The organism is Burkholderia sp. LMG 13014, from assembly GCF_905232215.1.
In the GTDB taxonomy this organism is placed as follows: Bacteria; Pseudomonadota; Gammaproteobacteria; order Burkholderiales; family Burkholderiaceae; genus Burkholderia.
The window spans coordinates 1-15,949 of sequence record NZ_CAJNKE010000090.1 but is presented as its reverse complement, the minus strand read 5'-3'; the positions used below and the strand labels follow the sequence as shown (position 1 = coordinate 15,949).

The window sequence follows — 15,949 nt, the reverse complement described above, 5'->3', positions numbered from 1 at the left end:
GCATCCGCTTGCACAGGGCGCGCGAACGCGCTCCAATCGAATCACGCGGGCGGCGCTGCCGCCGCACCGATCAATCTGTCCCTGAAGAGGAAGTGATGCAATTCAACGACATTCTTGCTGCGCTCGATATCGATCTCGCCCAGTGGAAAGGCAATGCGCTGACCGCGCGTTCGCCGCTCGACGGCGCGACGCTCGCGACGCTGGCTGTCGATACGCCGGCCGACGCAGAGCGCAAGATCGACGCCGCGCACGACGCATTCCTCAAGTGGCGCACGGTGCCGGCGCCGGTGCGCGGCGAGTTCGTGCGCGTGTTCGGCAACGTGCTCCGTGAGCACAAGGCCGAACTGGGCCGCCTCGTCACGCTCGAAGCCGGCAAGATCACGTCGGAAGGGCTCGGCGAAGTGCAGGAAATGATCGACATCTGCGATTTCGCGGTCGGCCTGTCGCGCCAGCTCTACGGCCTGACGATCGCGTCCGAGCGCCCGGGCCACCGGATGATGGAAACGTGGCACCCGATCGGCGTGTGCGGCGTGATTTCGGCGTTCAACTTCCCGGTCGCGGTGTGGGCCTGGAACGCGGCGCTCGCGTTCGTGTGCGGCGATTCGGTCGTGTGGAAGCCGTCCGAGAAGACGCCGCTCACCGCGATCGCATGCCACGTGCTGCTCGAGAAGGCGATCCGCGAATTCGAGAAGACGCATCCGGGCGTCGCGCCGAAGGGCCTGAGCCAGCTGGTGCTCGGCATGCGCGATGTCGGCGAGGTGCTGACGGCGTCGAAGAAGGTGCCGGTCGTCAGCGCGACGGGCAGCGTGCGGATGGGTCAGGAAGTCGCGAAGGTGCTGAGCCAGCGTCTCGCGCGCGGCATCCTCGAACTCGGCGGCAACAACGGCATGATCGTCGCGCCGAGCGCCGATCTGGATCTCGTGGTGCGCGCCGTCACGTTCGCGGCGGTCGGTACGGCCGGCCAGCGCTGCACGACGCTGCGCCGCCTGATCGTGCACCGCAGCCTGGTCGAACAGCTGCTGCCGCGCATCGAGAAGGCCTACACGTCGGTGAAGGTCGGCAACCCGCTTGAAGAAGGCACGCTGGTCGGCCCGCTGGTCGATCGCGCGTCGTTCGACGCGATGCAGAAGGCGCTGGGCGATGCACGCGAGCAGGGTGGCGAAGTGAAGGGCGGCGAGCGTGTCGACATCGGCCACGCGGATGCGTACTACGTGCGTCCGGCCATCGTGCGGATGCCGAAGCAATCGGCAGTGGTCGAGCGCGAAACGTTCGCCCCGATCCTGTACGTGATGGTCTACGACAACTTCGACGACGCGATCGAACTGCACAACGCGGTGCCGCAAGGCCTGTCGTCGGCGATCTTCACGAACGACATGCGCGAGGCCGAGCAGTTCATGTCGGCAGCGGGCAGCGACTGCGGGATCGTCAACGTGAACATCGGCACGAGCGGCGCGGAAATCGGCGGCGCGTTCGGTGGCGAGAAGGAAACGGGCGGCGGCCGCGAGTCGGGTTCGGATGCGTGGAAGGCTTACATGCGCCGCGCGACGAACACGATCAACTACAGCCGTCAGCTGCCGCTGGCGCAGGGCGTGAAGTTCGACGTCTGATGCGGCGCGCCGGTTTCGGCGCTGCGCGTGAGTAGAAAGGGCCGGCTGCCGCGTGGCGGTGCCGGCCCTTTGTGTTTTGGAGCGGCGCAATGCGGTATCGTGCGCGTGGGCGCCGATCGGGGCGATGGGCGCGAGTGATGGATCGATGACGGGCGGGGAACGCGCGCGGGTCACACGTCGACAGACGCTTGCTCCGGCGAACGGATCAACCGGTCCTGGCTGACGGTACCGAGATCGTGAACGAAAACGAGCTTCTCGCGAGACTGGCGATGTTGTCGCCGGTCGACATGCAGGTCTATGCGTCTTCGTGTTTGCGTCGCTATTGCGACGCAAACGGGTGTTCGCACGCGGCCATCGATGCCCTCCTCGCGCATCTCGATGCCATCGCGGTCGCCCGGAGCCTGCCCGAGTGGGCGCGCCAAGGGGCCTTGCTCGAACTGAACGGCAGGGGCGATCCGGTTCCGTCCGGTGTCGAATCGGCACTGCCGGACGGCGAGTTGCCAAGGTTCATGGCGTTGGTCGAAACCGTCGTCGAGGTCGGGATCGTCGATCTGTACGGCGCGAGAACCGATCGGCCGCTGGCTTTTCTTCGCAACGCGATCGCCGTTCTCGAGCAGGGCGGGATTCCGTTGCCGCCATTGACGAAGGTGTCGGGTCGATCGGCATCGGGTTGAATACCACGTAACCAACTGCAAGCAGGCGGAACGAGATGGACGACATCAAAAGCAAGGTCAGGTTTGTCATTCCGGTGAAGCCGAAGGGCATTCGGGCCATGGTGGATTTCTATGGGCGTGGCCTGGGCTTTCAGGTTGTAGACGATCAGGAGGTCCTGTTCGGGGGCGACGCCGGAGCCGGTCTGTTCGTCTATCGTGAGAAGCACCATCCGGTAAGCGGCATCTCGATCCTGCAGATCTGGGTCGAAAAGGACTTCGGTGTCTTTTGCCGGCATCTGAAGGAGATCGGCGCGACGTTCACGGAGATCGCGCGCATGCGGGCCGGCTACGCAGCGCACGTCCTGGATCCCAGCGGAAACCTGATCACGATCCGGTGCGATGAGGATGACGAGCAGAACGACGAGATCGTCTACGGCTGGCCGGAGACGGTCACGATCGACTGACCGGATCGAGACGGGGAAGATGAATGGAGACGCTCGCCGACCTGATACGGGATGAATCGCTCTTTCAAGCGGATTGCATTGCGTTCAGCCGTACACGCGTGATCGGCTACACGGTGGCCGGTTCGCGGCTGGATCTGGATGAAGCGATCGCTATCGACGCATCGGAGGTCACCGATGCGTTCGAACGGTTTTCGATCGAGATCGACGGAGTGACCTATGCGGGCGGTGAAGGTGCGTCGCACGGGTCGTACGGATTCTTTTACAAGCGAACGGGACACCGGGTCGACTGGATCGTGATGTCGACGACGTCGGATCCGTTCGTCGCCGCCCGGCGAGCGGGCGATGCCATCGCATTCATGACGCAGGCCGGACATGAATGGGTGGTGTCCGGGGACGATGTCGCGAACCTGCGCATCGACCGCGGACAGCCTGTCTAGCGCGAATGCGCGCGGCGCGGAACGTGCATCACTGCTCCACCACCGGCATGTTCTGCACAATCAGCATCTGCGGGTTGGACAGCGTGATCCCTGCCGCGCGCAACTGCTACAGCCGTCAGCTGCCGCTGGCGCAGGGCGTGAAGTTCGACGTCTGATGCGGCGCGGGATTGGCGTGTTACTGGCGCTGATTTCAGATTGAGATGGATATAGAGTCGCTATTGTTTCAAGCGGAAAAGCCGGCCATGCGCCGGCTTTTTTGTTTTCGGGGAAACGATTGATGGGTTGGCAGGGTTGGATGGCATGTTCTGAGATGTTTCAGCGCGAGTTGGATCGTCGGTGAAGTTCCGGAAACGAGGAGTCGGACAAGTACGGAATCGTTTCTAATGATTCGTATATGTATGAAAATAAATGGATTTCTTGTTTTCTTTCAATTCTTTCTATATCTTTGTGATGTTCGATTTCGTTGGTAGGTAGGGTGATTCTGATCTTCGAGTTGATAGAAATTGGAAATATTTATTAGATATCCATATGGAAAAATGGTGCTGACATAAACGGAATAAGAGCGGTAGTGAACTCCCGGCGCATGGTCAGGTTGACGTTTCTGAAACCCGGCTGGGTATCAGTAAACTTCTGGCTTCGATGAAGTTGCTTGCCATATTTGTTATTTCGGGGTGTGTTTCGTTGTCGGTCGACGAAGTTCCAATTCGCAGTCAAGGTGATTTCCTTCGAGATATAAAGAGCGTTGTTGATTCGAATGATCTGACAAATGCTGACATGGTTGGTAAGAAGCTGCGCGTTGATTTTTATATTAGAGAAGACGCGGATGTTTGGAACATTAGCGAGCAGAATGTTTCAGGGCATCGAGTAGAGCGTGGTGTGACTCGTCAGGCGAAAGAGTATGGAGATAGAAGTCAATTCGACTACGGTGTTTTTTATCCGAAAAATGGCGATCCAACACGGGTGTTGATGGGCTTTCAGATAGAAACTGGAAGAATATGTATGACAAAAATTGATGTAGTTGATGTGTTTGGTGTTGGGGAGAGGGATTTTATTAAATATGGAAATGAGGGGGTTACTTACAATCCGAGTGGAAATGGATTGATTCGAATATCTTTCAGATTTGGTTTTGGTGGATGTCTCAGTCGTGTGGGTTTGAATCAAGGGGTCCTGATGCGACCGTGATGTGGGTTGGTGGCTGATTTGATGAGGGTGAAAGCTTTTGTTTTGAAATTATTGGTCTAATTGATGGGATGGGGAAGGTCGATGCATAAGCGCTGTTGCGAGGAGTGGCTTGTAAAGTAAGTGCAAAAATTCAGGTCGGGTTGGTAGGGTGCGTTATGAGTGACTCGAGAGCTATATTTTTGATTTTGCCTTTGATTTCTGCATGCGTAACTGGTTCGTTCACGGATTTGCCGGCCCGCTCGTCGAGGCAGATTTTGGCGGATATTAAGGCTGTTGTGGATTCTGGTGATCTCCAGAATGTTGAATTTGTTGCGAGTCGTCTGAGAATAAATTACAAGGCGGGTGCGAAGAATCCAGTCTATGGCCACGGCGAAAGATTGATTGTTGGTTTTGGTGTCGATGTAAGGGAAATTTCTTCGTCTAATGAGTACAGCGGGCATGGTGCGGACTACCGCATCTATTGGCCAGAGGGTAGGGATTTCTATAGGGCCGGATTATCGTTCTCAATTAATGGTGATGTGATCTGCGCCACGCCTTACGATTTGGTTGATGTGTTTGGTATTGTTGAGCGATATCCGATTGCTCATTGGTCACGGTGGGGTTATGCGTATGAGAATTCAGCAGTGAATTCAAGTGCTGCTTTTTCGATTGATATGTATGGTTGCGTCAATCTTGTTGGTGTCTCAATGAATCGTGAGAGGAGGTAAGGTTTATGGTGTCGATAACCGGAAATGAGGTGATGTTTGCAAACATGAAGCTAGGGAGGGATGTTGTTGATTTGATAAATAAAAGCCCAACTCTCGTTTCTCAGATTATTCAATACAATGAAGGTGTTATTGATGGGGGATTGAAAAAAATTGTGGTGAATGAGCGTGAATCGGGGATATTCTGGGACCACAGGCGATCGGGTATTGTGTTTGGCGCGTATGGAGGTGTTGCGTTTGATGGGCTTGAACCGCATGTCTTGGTCGGTATTTTAAGTCACGAGATCGGACACTACATCTACAATACAGTTGACCAGACTCGAGAAAAGAAGTATGCGACCGAAATGCGCGACGATTTCCATTTGGCAGCGTTGGTCGGGGTGACAAAGGAATCCGAGGCGGCCTATAACAATTGGCGAGTGGCCCGAGAAATTTCAAAAAACGGTGGTGGAGTGATTTCTGTATTGGGAGATCGCCCGGATTCCCCCACGGCTCCCGGATTCGATCTCAATAGTGTGCTAACCAAGGTCTATGACGCGAACGTCGGAAAGATGTCTGCCGACGTGTTGGAGAAGGCCATGATCGAGGTGGCAGGAAATTACCTGGCTCGCGCAAGTCCGGGTGCAGATCCCGATATCACGTACTATGAGCAAAATGGCGCGGCTTATGGCGCGTCGGCTAAGCGTTTGTCACAAGCGCCGGTTATCGGAATGAGCTATTCGCTGGATTACGTCACAGGTTTCATCAAGACCACGACGTTGACGTTCTCTACCGGCGCGACGCAGACCAATATGTACAACAGCGGGGCTCTGAGCTCCGCAACGCTATATGGTCCGAATGGCCAGATGGCGGAATATGTGCGGTTCGCGACGAGCGGCGCCAGGCTTCAGGAGATCCGTTATGACGATGATGGTCGAGTTACGACCACTCGAACCGACACCAACGGCGATGGCACATTCGACAACATCAAAACCGAAACCCGCATCGGCAACGGCGCAAGCGTAATACGCGAAGACACCAACGGCGACGGCACCTCCGATCGCAACTTCCTCCTGAACAATGGCCAGCGCTACGATCTGTCCAACGCACGAGATGCCATCCTTGCTGATAGCCTGCTTTCTCGATTTCGCGCCGGCGGATTACTTAGTAGTGCAGGATATTTAAATCTCAGTCAGGTCATCTCGCAAACGTTGACGTACGGTGGCAAGAACGACTACGGGTTTACCATGCCGCCTGGCTGGCACAATCCGATCGGCGCCTTCTACGAAGCAAAGAGCGCGGCGCTGGACACCGCAGCCTCGATTGCGGTCAGAACACCGACGTTGCTAGACGCGAACCGGCAAGGCCTGAACGCCGACAAGCTCCGCTCCCTCGACGTCAACCGCGACGGCAAGCTCTCCGGCGCTGAATTGAACGGCCTGCAGGTCTGGGTCGATGCCAACGAGGACGGCATTGGCGACGCCGGTGAGTTTCGGACGCTGGGTCAGGCCGGCATTTCGGAGATCCGCGAGACGGATTACGACCTCGTGACCCGAGGCAACAGCCGGTACGCGGCGGCACCCATCCCTGCGCCGTCCAAGGGAAGCGACGTCGCCGGCCAGCCGGGGAGAATCTACCTTGCTCCGATGGTTCCGTTCTCGAACTATCGAGCATTACGCGACCACGACAACGTGTACTTGATCAACTCCAGCCAGTTCATCCTGTTCGGCAAGAACCAGATCAAGGTCAACAACAACAATCGAAGCTACCTGATCGGCACGGATGGAAACGACGTGTTCGATGCAAATTACTACGCGTCGTACGGCCATTGGATCAACAGCAGCCTGCTCGTGAATTTCCTCGCCGGTGACGGCGACGACGTGATGGGCGGTAGCTGGCGCAACGACAATCTGTGGGGCGGCACGGGCAACGATACGTTGTACGGCTATGACGGCGACGACAGATTGTATGGGGAGGAAGGTAACGACGAACTTCAGGGGGGCGCCGGCAACGACGTGCTCGACGGTGGCGCCGGGAATGACTTCCTGTTCGGCCAGGCCGGCAACGACATCATGAACGGTGGCGACGGCGATGACGTCATGATGGGTTTTACCGCATCGAACGAAAGCAAGCAGACACTCGCACCGGGCGAAACAGACGACGACGTCATGTACGGTGGCGCAGGAAACGACCGGATGTGGGGTGGTCTCGGCAACGACTACATGGATGGCGGTGACGGCGCGGATTTCGTCAACGGCGGCCAAGGCGATGACACGGTGTTCGGTGGTGCCGGCAACGACGAATTGCACGGCAACGAGGGGAACGACAGGCTGCTCGGCGAGGCCGGCCACGATCGCATTTTCGGTGAAGCCGGCGACGACGTGATCTGGGGTGGCGACGGCGACGATGTGCTTGTCGGCTTCACCGCAAGCAACGATGCGAAGCAAACGTTGTCGTGGGGCGAATCCGACAACGACGTACTGTATGGCGGCAACGGCAACGACGCGTTGTATGGCGGGCTCGGGAACGATTACCTCGACGGCGGCAACGACCATGATTTCCTGGACGGCGGCGACGGCGACGACAGGCTTTTCGGTGGCGCGGGCGACGACGAGTTGAACGGCGGTAACGGCAACGACGCACTCTCGGGTGACGCCGGCAACGACAAGATCTTTGGCGGATCCGGAAATGACGTGATCTGGGGAGGTGACGGCGACGACATCCTCGTCGGGTTCACCGCTTCGAACGACGCGAAGCAATGGTTGTCGGCGGGGGAAACCGATGACGACACGATTTACGGCGGAGCCGGCAACGACCTGATCCTGGGCGGCCTCGGCAACGATCTGCTTTACGGCGAGGCCGGCAACGACGAACTGCAGGGCGGTGACGGCAACGACCGGCTCTACGGCGGCGATGGCAACGATCGCCTGTTCGGTCAGCTTGGAAACGACATTCTGTACGGTGGCGCGGGCGACGATCTGCTGGTTGGCTTTACAGGGAACAACGAGGCGAAGAGAACGCTGGCCCCCGGCGAATCCGACGACGACTATCTGTACGGTGGCGAGGGCAACGATACGCTGCTCGGTGGCCTCGGTGACGATTATCTCGATGGGGGTGCAGGCGCGGATCACATGGAAGGCGGGCTGGGCAACGATACCTACATCGTCAATAGTGTCAACGACGTGATCCTCGAGTATGCGAACGAAGGTTACGACACGGTGATCAGCAGCGCAAACTACATCCTCAATGCCAACATCGAGGAGTTGCGCCTCGTCGAAGGATTCGCCATCAACGGCACCGGCAATGCGCTCGACAACCGGATCGTCGGCAACAGTGCCGACAACATCCTCGATGGCGTCACGGGCGCGGACACGATGATCGGTGGAAAAGGCAACGATACCTACTACGTCGACAACGTCGGCGATAGGGTGGTTGAGCTGGCGGACGAGGGCATCGACACGGTCCAGAGCAAGATCAGCTACACGCTGGGCGATCACGTCGAGAACCTGAATCTGCTGGATTTCGGCAAGCCGGAGAAAGGGCTCGTCGACGGCGTGGCCGTTCACGTATACGGGTATCCGAAGGCCAACGAACTGGACTACATGCAGGGTGACGCTGTTCCGAGGTTCCAGGGGACATGTGCACTGACGTCGATCGCGAATCTGCTCACGCAGACCGGCACGCCGACCACCGAGGGAGAGGTCGTCAGGCGCGCGATCGACAACCAATGGGCAGTCACCAGTCCGACTGCAACGGACTATCAGCGCGGCGGATCGAATTACGTTCAGCAACAGGCACTGCTGAAGAGTTATGGCATTGCGAACAGTTTGCTTGCAGGATACGACGAGCAGGCGGTCGCGAACCTCATCCGTAGCGGCCGCGGCGTGATACTGGCGCTGAACTCGGGCCGGCTTTGGGGAGATAGCGCTTATCTCGACGGTGGCGGCGTGAATCACGTTGTTACCGTGACTGGCGCGGTATATGGGGAGTCCAACGGCGAACTGAAAGGCTTCTATATCGCGGACTCGGGCCGCCAGCGCGTCAGCGACATGACTCGCTATATCAGCATTCAGGAACTCAGGTCGGCTGCGAATGTACCCAACGCCTATGCGATCTACACGGCCGAGGCACTGAAGCTTTGGAACGAGGACATCGACGGTATCGGTAATGCACTCGACAACACGATCATCGGCAACCGGGGTAACAATGTTCTCGACGGCGGTGCCGGCAATGACATCCTGGTCGGTGGCCTGGGCAACGACACTTACCGATTCGGTCGAGGGTCCGGACGCGACACGATCCGGGACGATGACGAGACGCTCGGCAACAACGATGTGATCAGCATCGGGGCCGGCGTGTCCGCAGATCAATTGTGGTTTCGCCACGTCGGCAACGATCTCGAGATCAGCATTCTCGGCACCAGCGATACCGCCACGGTCCGGGACTGGTATCTGGGTTCCCGGTATCAGATCGAGCAGGTTCGGCTGGACGATGGCCGAACGCTTGTCAATGCCGATGTCGAAAAGCTGGTACAGGCCATGGCGGTCTGGTCGCCGCCGGCTGCGGGGGCAGTGACACTGTCCCCGGACTATCAGGCCGCGCTTGCGCCGACGCTTGCGACGAGCTGGCGTTAATTTCCCGTTCCTGGAGGTCAGTCCGTCCGGTTGCACCTCACGTCCAACCGGGCGGATCGCTGCCTGGCCGCACCGTATTCCCTTCCTTGCCTCGCCTTTCTCCTCATGGACAGTTCTGTTCTCCAGCATCCTGTGTCGTCTTCGACGCAGGACGTAGACTCCGGTCTCGCAGTCGTTCTGACGATGGCCAGCCTGCACGGCATCGCAGCCGACGAAGCTGCGTTGCGGCATGAATTCGGCTTCGGTCGCTTTGATACTCAGACGATCCTGCGTGGCGCGCGTTCGCTCGGCATGACGGCCCGGGTCGTGCAACAGAACCCCGGACGGCTGGATCGGGCGCCGTTGCCTGCGGTCGCGCAGGCGAAAGGCGACAGGAACTATTTCGTGGTCGGACAGTATCAGGCCGGGGATGGAACGCGTGCGCCTCGGGTGCTTGTCCAGTTTCCGGGGGAGGCGCCGAGCGTGCTGACGCAAGAGCGTTTGCTGGAGATCTGGACCGGCAAGCTCATCTATTTCACGAGCAAGAGCAGCATTGCAGGTACGCTCGCGCGCTTCGATTTCAGCTGGTTCATTCCGGCAATCGTCACGTACCGGAAACTGCTCGGCGAAGTCCTCGCGCTTTCTCTGGTGTTGCAATTGATTGCCCTCGCCACGCCGCTGTTCTTCCAGGTGGTGATGGACAAGGTGCTGGTCAACCACGCGATGAAGACGTTGAACGTGATCGCCGTGGGGCTGATTTGCGCGACGCTGTTCGACGCTGCGCTTTCGGGGATACGAGCGTGGGTCTTCGCGCATACCAGCAGCAAGATCGACGTCGAGCTAGGCGCACGGCTCTTCCGTCATTTGCTGGCTTTGCCGCTGGCCTGGTTTCAGGCGCGTCGTGTCGGCGACTCTGTCGCCCGCATTCGCGAGCTGGAGAAAATTCGCGCGTTTCTCACTGGCAACGCCGTCACGCTGGTGATGGATCTCGCGTTCTCGTTCGTTTTCCTCGGCGTGATGCTCTGGTACAGCGCATGGCTCACGTTGATTGTCGTTGTTTCGATTCTGCTGTACGTGCTGTTGTCGATCGTGTTTACGCCGGTCATTCGGCGTCGCCTGAACGAGAAGTTCAACAAGGGGGCAGAGAATCAGTCGTTCCTCGTCGAAACCATCAGCGGGATCGACACGGTCAAGGCAATGGCACTCGAACCACGCTGGACGGATCGATGGGATCGTCAACTGGCCGCCTATGTGAGTGCGGGCCTGTCCGCGACCAACGTTGCCACGATTGCGAGCGGTGGCGTGATGTTGATCAGCAAGCTGGTGACGGCGGCGATCATGTGGCTAGGTGCCACGCTGGTGATGGACGGCAGGTTGACAGTCGGCGAGCTCGTCGCGTTCAACATGCTGGCGGGGCAGGTGTCCAGCCCGATACTGCGTCTTGCGCAGCTGTGGAATGACTTTCAACAGGTGGGGATTTCGATGGGGCGACTCGGCGATATCCTGAACACCGCGCCTGAAACCGCCGCCAGAAAGACGCGAGTACCGCGTCTCGCCGGTGCCATCGAGTTCGACCAGGTATCGTTTCGCTACCGGCCGGATGCGAGTGATGTCATCCGGCAGATCTCCGTCAGGATCGCGGCGGGGGAAGTTATCGGCATCGTGGGCCGCTCCGGGTCGGGAAAAAGCACGCTGACCAAGCTCGCGCAACGGCTTTACGTGCCGGATCGCGGGCGAGTGCTGGTCGACGGGCACGATATCGCAGTGGTCGATACGGCGAGTCTCAGGCAGCAGATTGGCGTTGTTCTGCAGGAAAACACGCTGTTCAACCGTTCGGTACGGGACAACATCGCGCTAGCTCGACCCACTGCATCGATCGACGCTGTGATCGATGCGGCGAAGCTGGCTGGTGCGCACGAATTCATCTGCGAGCTTCCGGAGGGCTACGACACGCTCGTCGGCGAGCATGGCACCGGGCTCTCGGGCGGACAGCGGCAGCGCATCGCCATTGCTCGCGCATTGATGACCGATCCACGCGTCCTGATATTCGACGAGGCGACCAGCGCGCTCGACTACGAATCCGAGGCCGTCATACAGGCCAACATGCGTGACATCTGCGCACGGCGCACGGTGCTGATCATTGCGCATCGGCTCTCTGCAGTGCGCGACGCCGACCGGATTCTCGTGATGGATCGCGGGCAGATCGTGGAAAGCGGTACGCACGACATACTGCTGCGCAAGCAGGATGGCATCTACGCACACTTGTATTCGCTGCAACAGGGCGGTCGCGACGTAGCGGAGGCGCGGACATGAGCGTGCGACAGCAGGCAGGGGCCTGGCGCGAACTGTTCGGGCGTTATCGCGATGTCTGGCGTCACTGCTGGAAGCGACGCCATCGGATGACGCTGCCGGCATTCAACGCGAACGAGGCCGAATTCTTGCCGGCGGCGCTGTCTGTCCAGGCGGCACCTGTTTCGCCGGCGGGACGGTGGGTCGCACGCATCCTCATTCTGCTCGTGACGACGGCAATCGTCTGGTCGTATTTCGGGAAAATCGACATCGTCGTCGACGGTGGTGGCAAGATCATTCCAGCCTCCCGAACCAAGACACTGGCGGCGGTCGAGGTCGCTAGCGTGCGAGCGCTGCACGTGCGAGACGGACAGGTCGTGAAGACCGGTGACGCGCTGATCGATCTCGATACGCGCGTGATCGACGCCGAACGTCAGCGAGCGGACGGAGACCGGCTGAATGCGGTGCTGCAAGCCGAGCGTGCCCGCGCGTTGATCGATGCGATCGACACAGGGCGACAACCCCGACTGGCGGATGTCGAAGGCGTGTCGCCCGAGCGCCGGCGCGAGGTCGAGCGACATTTGCGGGATCAATGGCGCGATTTCGTCGCTCGACGGAATCGTTTCGACGGCGAAATTCGTCGGTACGGTCAGGCAGCTCCGCTTGCGGCGCGTCGTGCTGACGACTATGCAGAGCTGATGAAGTCTCGTGACGTTGCGGAGCACGCATGGATCGAGGCCGAGCAACAGCGCATCGATGCAGCGGGACAGCTTGCGGATGCACGTCACCAACGCGCGGCCCTGGTGGCCGAGACGCGCAGGAATACACAGGATGCACTGAATGACGCACAACGAATCATCGATGCGTCGGCGGGAGACGTGCGGCGAGCGGAGGCGCATGGAGAACTGCTACGCCTGACCGCACCGATCGACGGAACCGTCCAGCAGCTTGCCGTTCATACCATCGGGACAGCGGTGCCGGCCGCGCAGCCGCTGATGCAGATCGTGCCGCGAGACGGCTCGGTGGAAATGGAGGCGTTCGTCGACAACCGTGATATCGGCTTCGTGAAGGAAGGGCAGGCCGCAAGCGTGAAGATCGACGCATTCGAATATACGAAGTACGGCACGCTGTCGGCGACAGTGAGTCACGTTTCGCGCGATGCGATAGACGATGAGAAGAAGGGCCTTGTCTACTCGGTGCGGGTTGTGCTCGATCGCTCGGCGCTGGTGGTGGATGGTCGCAAGATCGCACTGTCGCCGGGCATGTCGGGCAGTGCCGAGATCAGAACCGGTACGCGGCGGGTGATCGAGTATGTACTGTCGCCGTTGCTGCAGCACGCGCGGGAGAGTTTGCGTGAGCGCTAGGAACATGAGTGGCACCGGTGTGCGTCGGTGGATCTGCGGCCTGATGTTCATCTCGATTGCATGCAATGCAGAAACGCGTGGTATTCCGGACGGCTTCGTCGATCCGTTGCTGACTCGTCCGCCCATGCTGGATGTCGGGCCGCGATTGCCGGGTGATGACACGCCGATTGGGTGCCCTTCATCCGTCGACCTGACGAAGCCGCTGACGATTGGTGATGCGATCGACCTCGCACTTTGCCTCAGTCCGCGAATTCGGGTTGCATGGGCATCGATCAAGATCCAGGCGGCCGCACTGGGCGAAGCCCGATCGGCGTGGCTTCCGACCGTTAGCGGATCGATCAGCCAACTGACGACCTATAACCGATATCCGGACGCACCAACGATGAATACGCGCGGCGCCGGCAGGACATCGAACGCGAGCCTGAACTGGCGGTTACTCGACTTTGGTGGGCGGGCTGCGAACCGCGCCGCGGCGCAACAACTGCTGACGGCTGCGTTGGCTGGTCACGACGCCGCGATGCAAAAGACGGTTGTGGAGGTCATCGGAAGCTATTTCGATTTCCAGAATGCGCAAGCGGCGTTCGTGGCGCGTACCGAGTCCGCGGCATTGGCTGAGGCGACATTGAGGGCATCGCGTCAGCGGCTGGCACGGGGCGTCGCATCCCGAGCAGACGCGTTGCAGGCGGAGACGGCGTTGGCCAAGGCGACGCTGGTAGCACGACGTGCTGGCGGGGACGTGGCTCGCGCACGTGCAGAACTGGTTTTTACGACGGGGCTGCCTGTGGGTACGCGGATCGAGGTCGAGGAGGCCGTCGTGCCGGTTGCGATGGATGCAGAGCGCCAGCTAAGCGAGTGGCTTAGCGTGGCGGAAAGCTCTCACCCGGAAATCAAGGCGGCTCGGGCCCAATGGAAGGCTGCCGAAGCGAAAGTGACGACTGTTCGGTCGGAGGGGATGCCGACACTGGATCTGAGCGGCACGTTGTCGAGGAACGGCTATCCAAATCAGGGATTGCAGTCGGTGCGGGCGACGCAGACAAGCATCGGCCTCACTTTGACGATTCCGTTCTTTGAGGGATTTTCTCGCACGTATCGGATACGCGGAGCGCAGGCCCAGGTTGAACAGGCGCACGCACGGCTTCTCGATACGCAACAGCAGATTCTGCGCGATGTCCTGAAGGCCCATGCTGATGCCGAGACGACCGCGGACAACCTGGATGTGTCCGCACGCTTGCTGGCTGCTGCGGAAGCAGCATTGGCATCGGCGCGCAATCGTTACGCGCTTGGCGCCGGTGACATTCTGGAACTGCTTTCGGCGCAGGCGGCGCTTTCAGATGCACGCCAAGAACGGGTGCGAACGCAGGCCGAGTGGGAAGCGGCACGGCTTCGGCTGTTTGCCAGCGCAGGTGTCATGGGGCGGTGGGCGCTCCGGTAGCGCAGCAGGCGACGGTAGAGACGGCCGCCGTGCGCAGCGGGCCGTCTTTTCTCACTGCTCCACCACCGGCATGTTCTGCACAACCAGCATCTGTGGGCTCGACAGCGTGATCCCGGCCGCGCGCAACTGCTTCAGGATCTCGAACAGCAGGTCGCTCTTCGTCGAACCGGCGATCCGCGGGCTCGCCACGTAACCCGTCACGCTCAGCGTAATCCCGTCCGGGGTGAGCTGGCTGAACGTGACCGACGGCGCCGGCTTCTCGAGAATCGCGTCATGCGAGCGATACGCGGCGAGCAGCAGGTCGCGCACCTGCTCGGGATCGGTGTTCAGCGGGAACGTCAGCACCAGCGTCGCGACGCCCTGCGTGCTGTTGCCCATCGTCACGTTGCGCAGGTTCTGCGAGATCAGTTGCGAGTTCGGCACGATCACGGTCGAGCGGTCGCTGAGCTGGATCTCGGTCGCACGCACGTTGATGCGGCGGATATCGCCTTCGACGCCCGCGATGCTGATCATGTCGCCCACCTTCACCGGGCGCTCGGTCAGCAGGATCAGCCCCGACACGAAATTCTTCACGATCTCCTGCAGGCCGAAACCGATACCCACCGACAACGCACTGACGATCCACGCGAGGTTGTTCCACCTGACGCCGAGCAGCCCGAGCGTCATCAGCACGAGCAGCACGTAGCCGACGTTGGTAAACAGCGTGATCAGCGACACGCGCATCCCCGTATCCATGCCGAGCGCCGGCATGAACTCGCTGTCGAGCCAGCGGCGCAGCGAGCGCAGCAGGTAGAAGCCGATCGCGAACCCGATCACGGCGTTCATGATCCGGTCGGGCATGATGTTCAGGCTCTGCAGCCGCTGGCTGCCGATCATCGCGACCGCGCTGTCGAGCAGGTCGCCCGGCGTCGTGCCGAAACCGCCCGTCAGCAGCGCGATGGCCGCGATCAGCATCAGCAGGCTGGTGCTGAAACCCGACAGGACCGTGCGGGCCTGGTCGAGGTGCCGGTCTTCGAGCGCGAACAGGTTCTTGATCTGCTGGCCCGTCGACAGGCTCGACGAGAACAGGCTTTCGCTCGCGTCGCGCATCAACTGGATCAGGATGTAGGTGGCGCCCAGCACGATCTCGAACCACACGAGCTCGTAGGTAATGAAGCGCGCGACCGTGATGTAGCCGATCAGCAGCGCGATCAGGGCCGCGACGATGGCCAGCGTGACGGCGGCA

General features: G+C 60.0%; 12 protein-coding genes. 11 read left to right on the top strand and 1 reads right to left on the bottom strand.

Translation table 11 applies throughout. The features are described from left to right. Positions 1–95 precede the first annotated feature (95 nt). The 11 genes from JYJ84_RS12925 (at position 96) to JYJ84_RS12880 (ending at position 14,724) form a co-directional block, all read left to right on the top strand. The gene (locus JYJ84_RS12925) at positions 96–1,607 is read left to right on the top strand and encodes an aldehyde dehydrogenase family protein (protein ID WP_122948034.1); all 1,512 of its coding nucleotides are present in this window, start codon (positions 96–98) and stop codon (positions 1,605–1,607) included. A 269-nt stretch (positions 1,608–1,876) separates the two neighbouring features. After that, positions 1,877–2,281, top strand: a complete 405-nt coding sequence (locus JYJ84_RS12920) for a hypothetical protein (protein WP_205183965.1) — start codon at positions 1,877–1,879, stop codon at positions 2,279–2,281. A gap of 35 nt (positions 2,282–2,316) precedes the next feature. After that, positions 2,317–2,724, top strand: a complete 408-nt coding sequence (locus tag JYJ84_RS12915; RefSeq protein WP_122948033.1) for a VOC family protein — start codon at positions 2,317–2,319, stop codon at positions 2,722–2,724. A gap of 23 nt (positions 2,725–2,747) precedes the next feature. Further along, complete coding sequence (locus tag JYJ84_RS12910) at positions 2,748–3,161, top strand: hypothetical protein (protein WP_122948032.1); 414 nt, start codon at positions 2,748–2,750, stop codon at positions 3,159–3,161. 23 nt (positions 3,162–3,184) lie between these two features. After that, a complete protein-coding gene (locus JYJ84_RS38240) occupies positions 3,185–3,316 on the top strand; it encodes a hypothetical protein (RefSeq protein ID WP_265343101.1) in 132 nt (43 codons plus the stop codon). Between the two features lie 484 nt (positions 3,317–3,800). Then, positions 3,801–4,343 (top strand): hypothetical protein, encoded by a 543-nt coding sequence (locus JYJ84_RS12905; RefSeq protein WP_175222967.1) that lies wholly within the window; start codon positions 3,801–3,803, stop codon positions 4,341–4,343. Positions 4,344–4,498: 155 nt separating this feature from the next. Continuing rightward, positions 4,499–5,050 carry a hypothetical protein gene (locus tag JYJ84_RS12900; protein WP_164462730.1) on the top strand — a complete coding sequence of 184 codons (552 nt, stop codon included), beginning with the start codon at positions 4,499–4,501 and terminating at the stop codon, positions 5,048–5,050. Positions 5,051–5,055: 5 nt separating this feature from the next. Next, positions 5,056–9,660 (top strand): calcium-binding protein, encoded by a 4,605-nt coding sequence (locus tag JYJ84_RS12895; RefSeq protein ID WP_122948031.1) that lies wholly within the window; start codon positions 5,056–5,058, stop codon positions 9,658–9,660. 105 nt (positions 9,661–9,765) lie between these two features. Further along, positions 9,766–11,952, top strand: coding sequence for a type I secretion system permease/ATPase (locus JYJ84_RS12890; RefSeq protein WP_175222968.1), 2,187 nt, complete (start codon positions 9,766–9,768; stop codon positions 11,950–11,952). Beyond that, positions 11,949–13,292, top strand: a complete 1,344-nt coding sequence (locus tag JYJ84_RS12885) for an HlyD family type I secretion periplasmic adaptor subunit (protein WP_175222969.1) — start codon at positions 11,949–11,951, stop codon at positions 13,290–13,292. The genes JYJ84_RS12890 and JYJ84_RS12885 overlap by 4 nt, the downstream gene beginning before the upstream one ends. A gap of 43 nt (positions 13,293–13,335) precedes the next feature. After that, complete coding sequence (locus tag JYJ84_RS12880; RefSeq protein ID WP_236027655.1) at positions 13,336–14,724, top strand: TolC family protein; 1,389 nt, start codon at positions 13,336–13,338, stop codon at positions 14,722–14,724. Positions 14,725–14,775: 51 nt separating this feature from the next. On the opposite strand, the gene JYJ84_RS12875 is transcribed toward JYJ84_RS12880, so the two are convergent. Then, on the bottom strand, positions 14,776–15,949 hold a 1,174-nt coding region (locus tag JYJ84_RS12875; RefSeq protein ID WP_205189206.1), incomplete at its 5' end, for a mechanosensitive ion channel family protein.

Excerpts from the sequence above, each read along its gene's own strand:
- JYJ84_RS12925 (WP_122948034.1), top strand. The coding sequence starts at position 96 with ATGCAATTCAACGACATTCTTGCTGCGCTCGATATCGATCTCGCCCAG.
- JYJ84_RS12920 (WP_205183965.1), top strand. The coding sequence starts at position 1,877 with ATGTTGTCGCCGGTCGACATGCAGGTCTATGCGTCTTCGTGTTTGCGT.
- JYJ84_RS12915 (WP_122948033.1), top strand. The coding sequence starts at position 2,317 with ATGGACGACATCAAAAGCAAGGTCAGGTTTGTCATTCCGGTGAAGCCG.
- JYJ84_RS12910 (WP_122948032.1), top strand. The coding sequence starts at position 2,748 with ATGGAGACGCTCGCCGACCTGATACGGGATGAATCGCTCTTTCAAGCG.
- JYJ84_RS12905 (WP_175222967.1), top strand. The coding sequence starts at position 3,801 with ATGAAGTTGCTTGCCATATTTGTTATTTCGGGGTGTGTTTCGTTGTCG.
- JYJ84_RS12900 (WP_164462730.1), top strand. The coding sequence starts at position 4,499 with ATGAGTGACTCGAGAGCTATATTTTTGATTTTGCCTTTGATTTCTGCA.
- JYJ84_RS12895 (WP_122948031.1), top strand. The coding sequence starts at position 5,056 with ATGGTGTCGATAACCGGAAATGAGGTGATGTTTGCAAACATGAAGCTA.
- JYJ84_RS12890 (WP_175222968.1), top strand. The coding sequence starts at position 9,766 with ATGGACAGTTCTGTTCTCCAGCATCCTGTGTCGTCTTCGACGCAGGAC.
- JYJ84_RS12885 (WP_175222969.1), top strand. The coding sequence starts at position 11,949 with ATGAGCGTGCGACAGCAGGCAGGGGCCTGGCGCGAACTGTTCGGGCGT.
- JYJ84_RS12880 (WP_236027655.1), top strand. The coding sequence starts at position 13,336 with ATGTTCATCTCGATTGCATGCAATGCAGAAACGCGTGGTATTCCGGAC.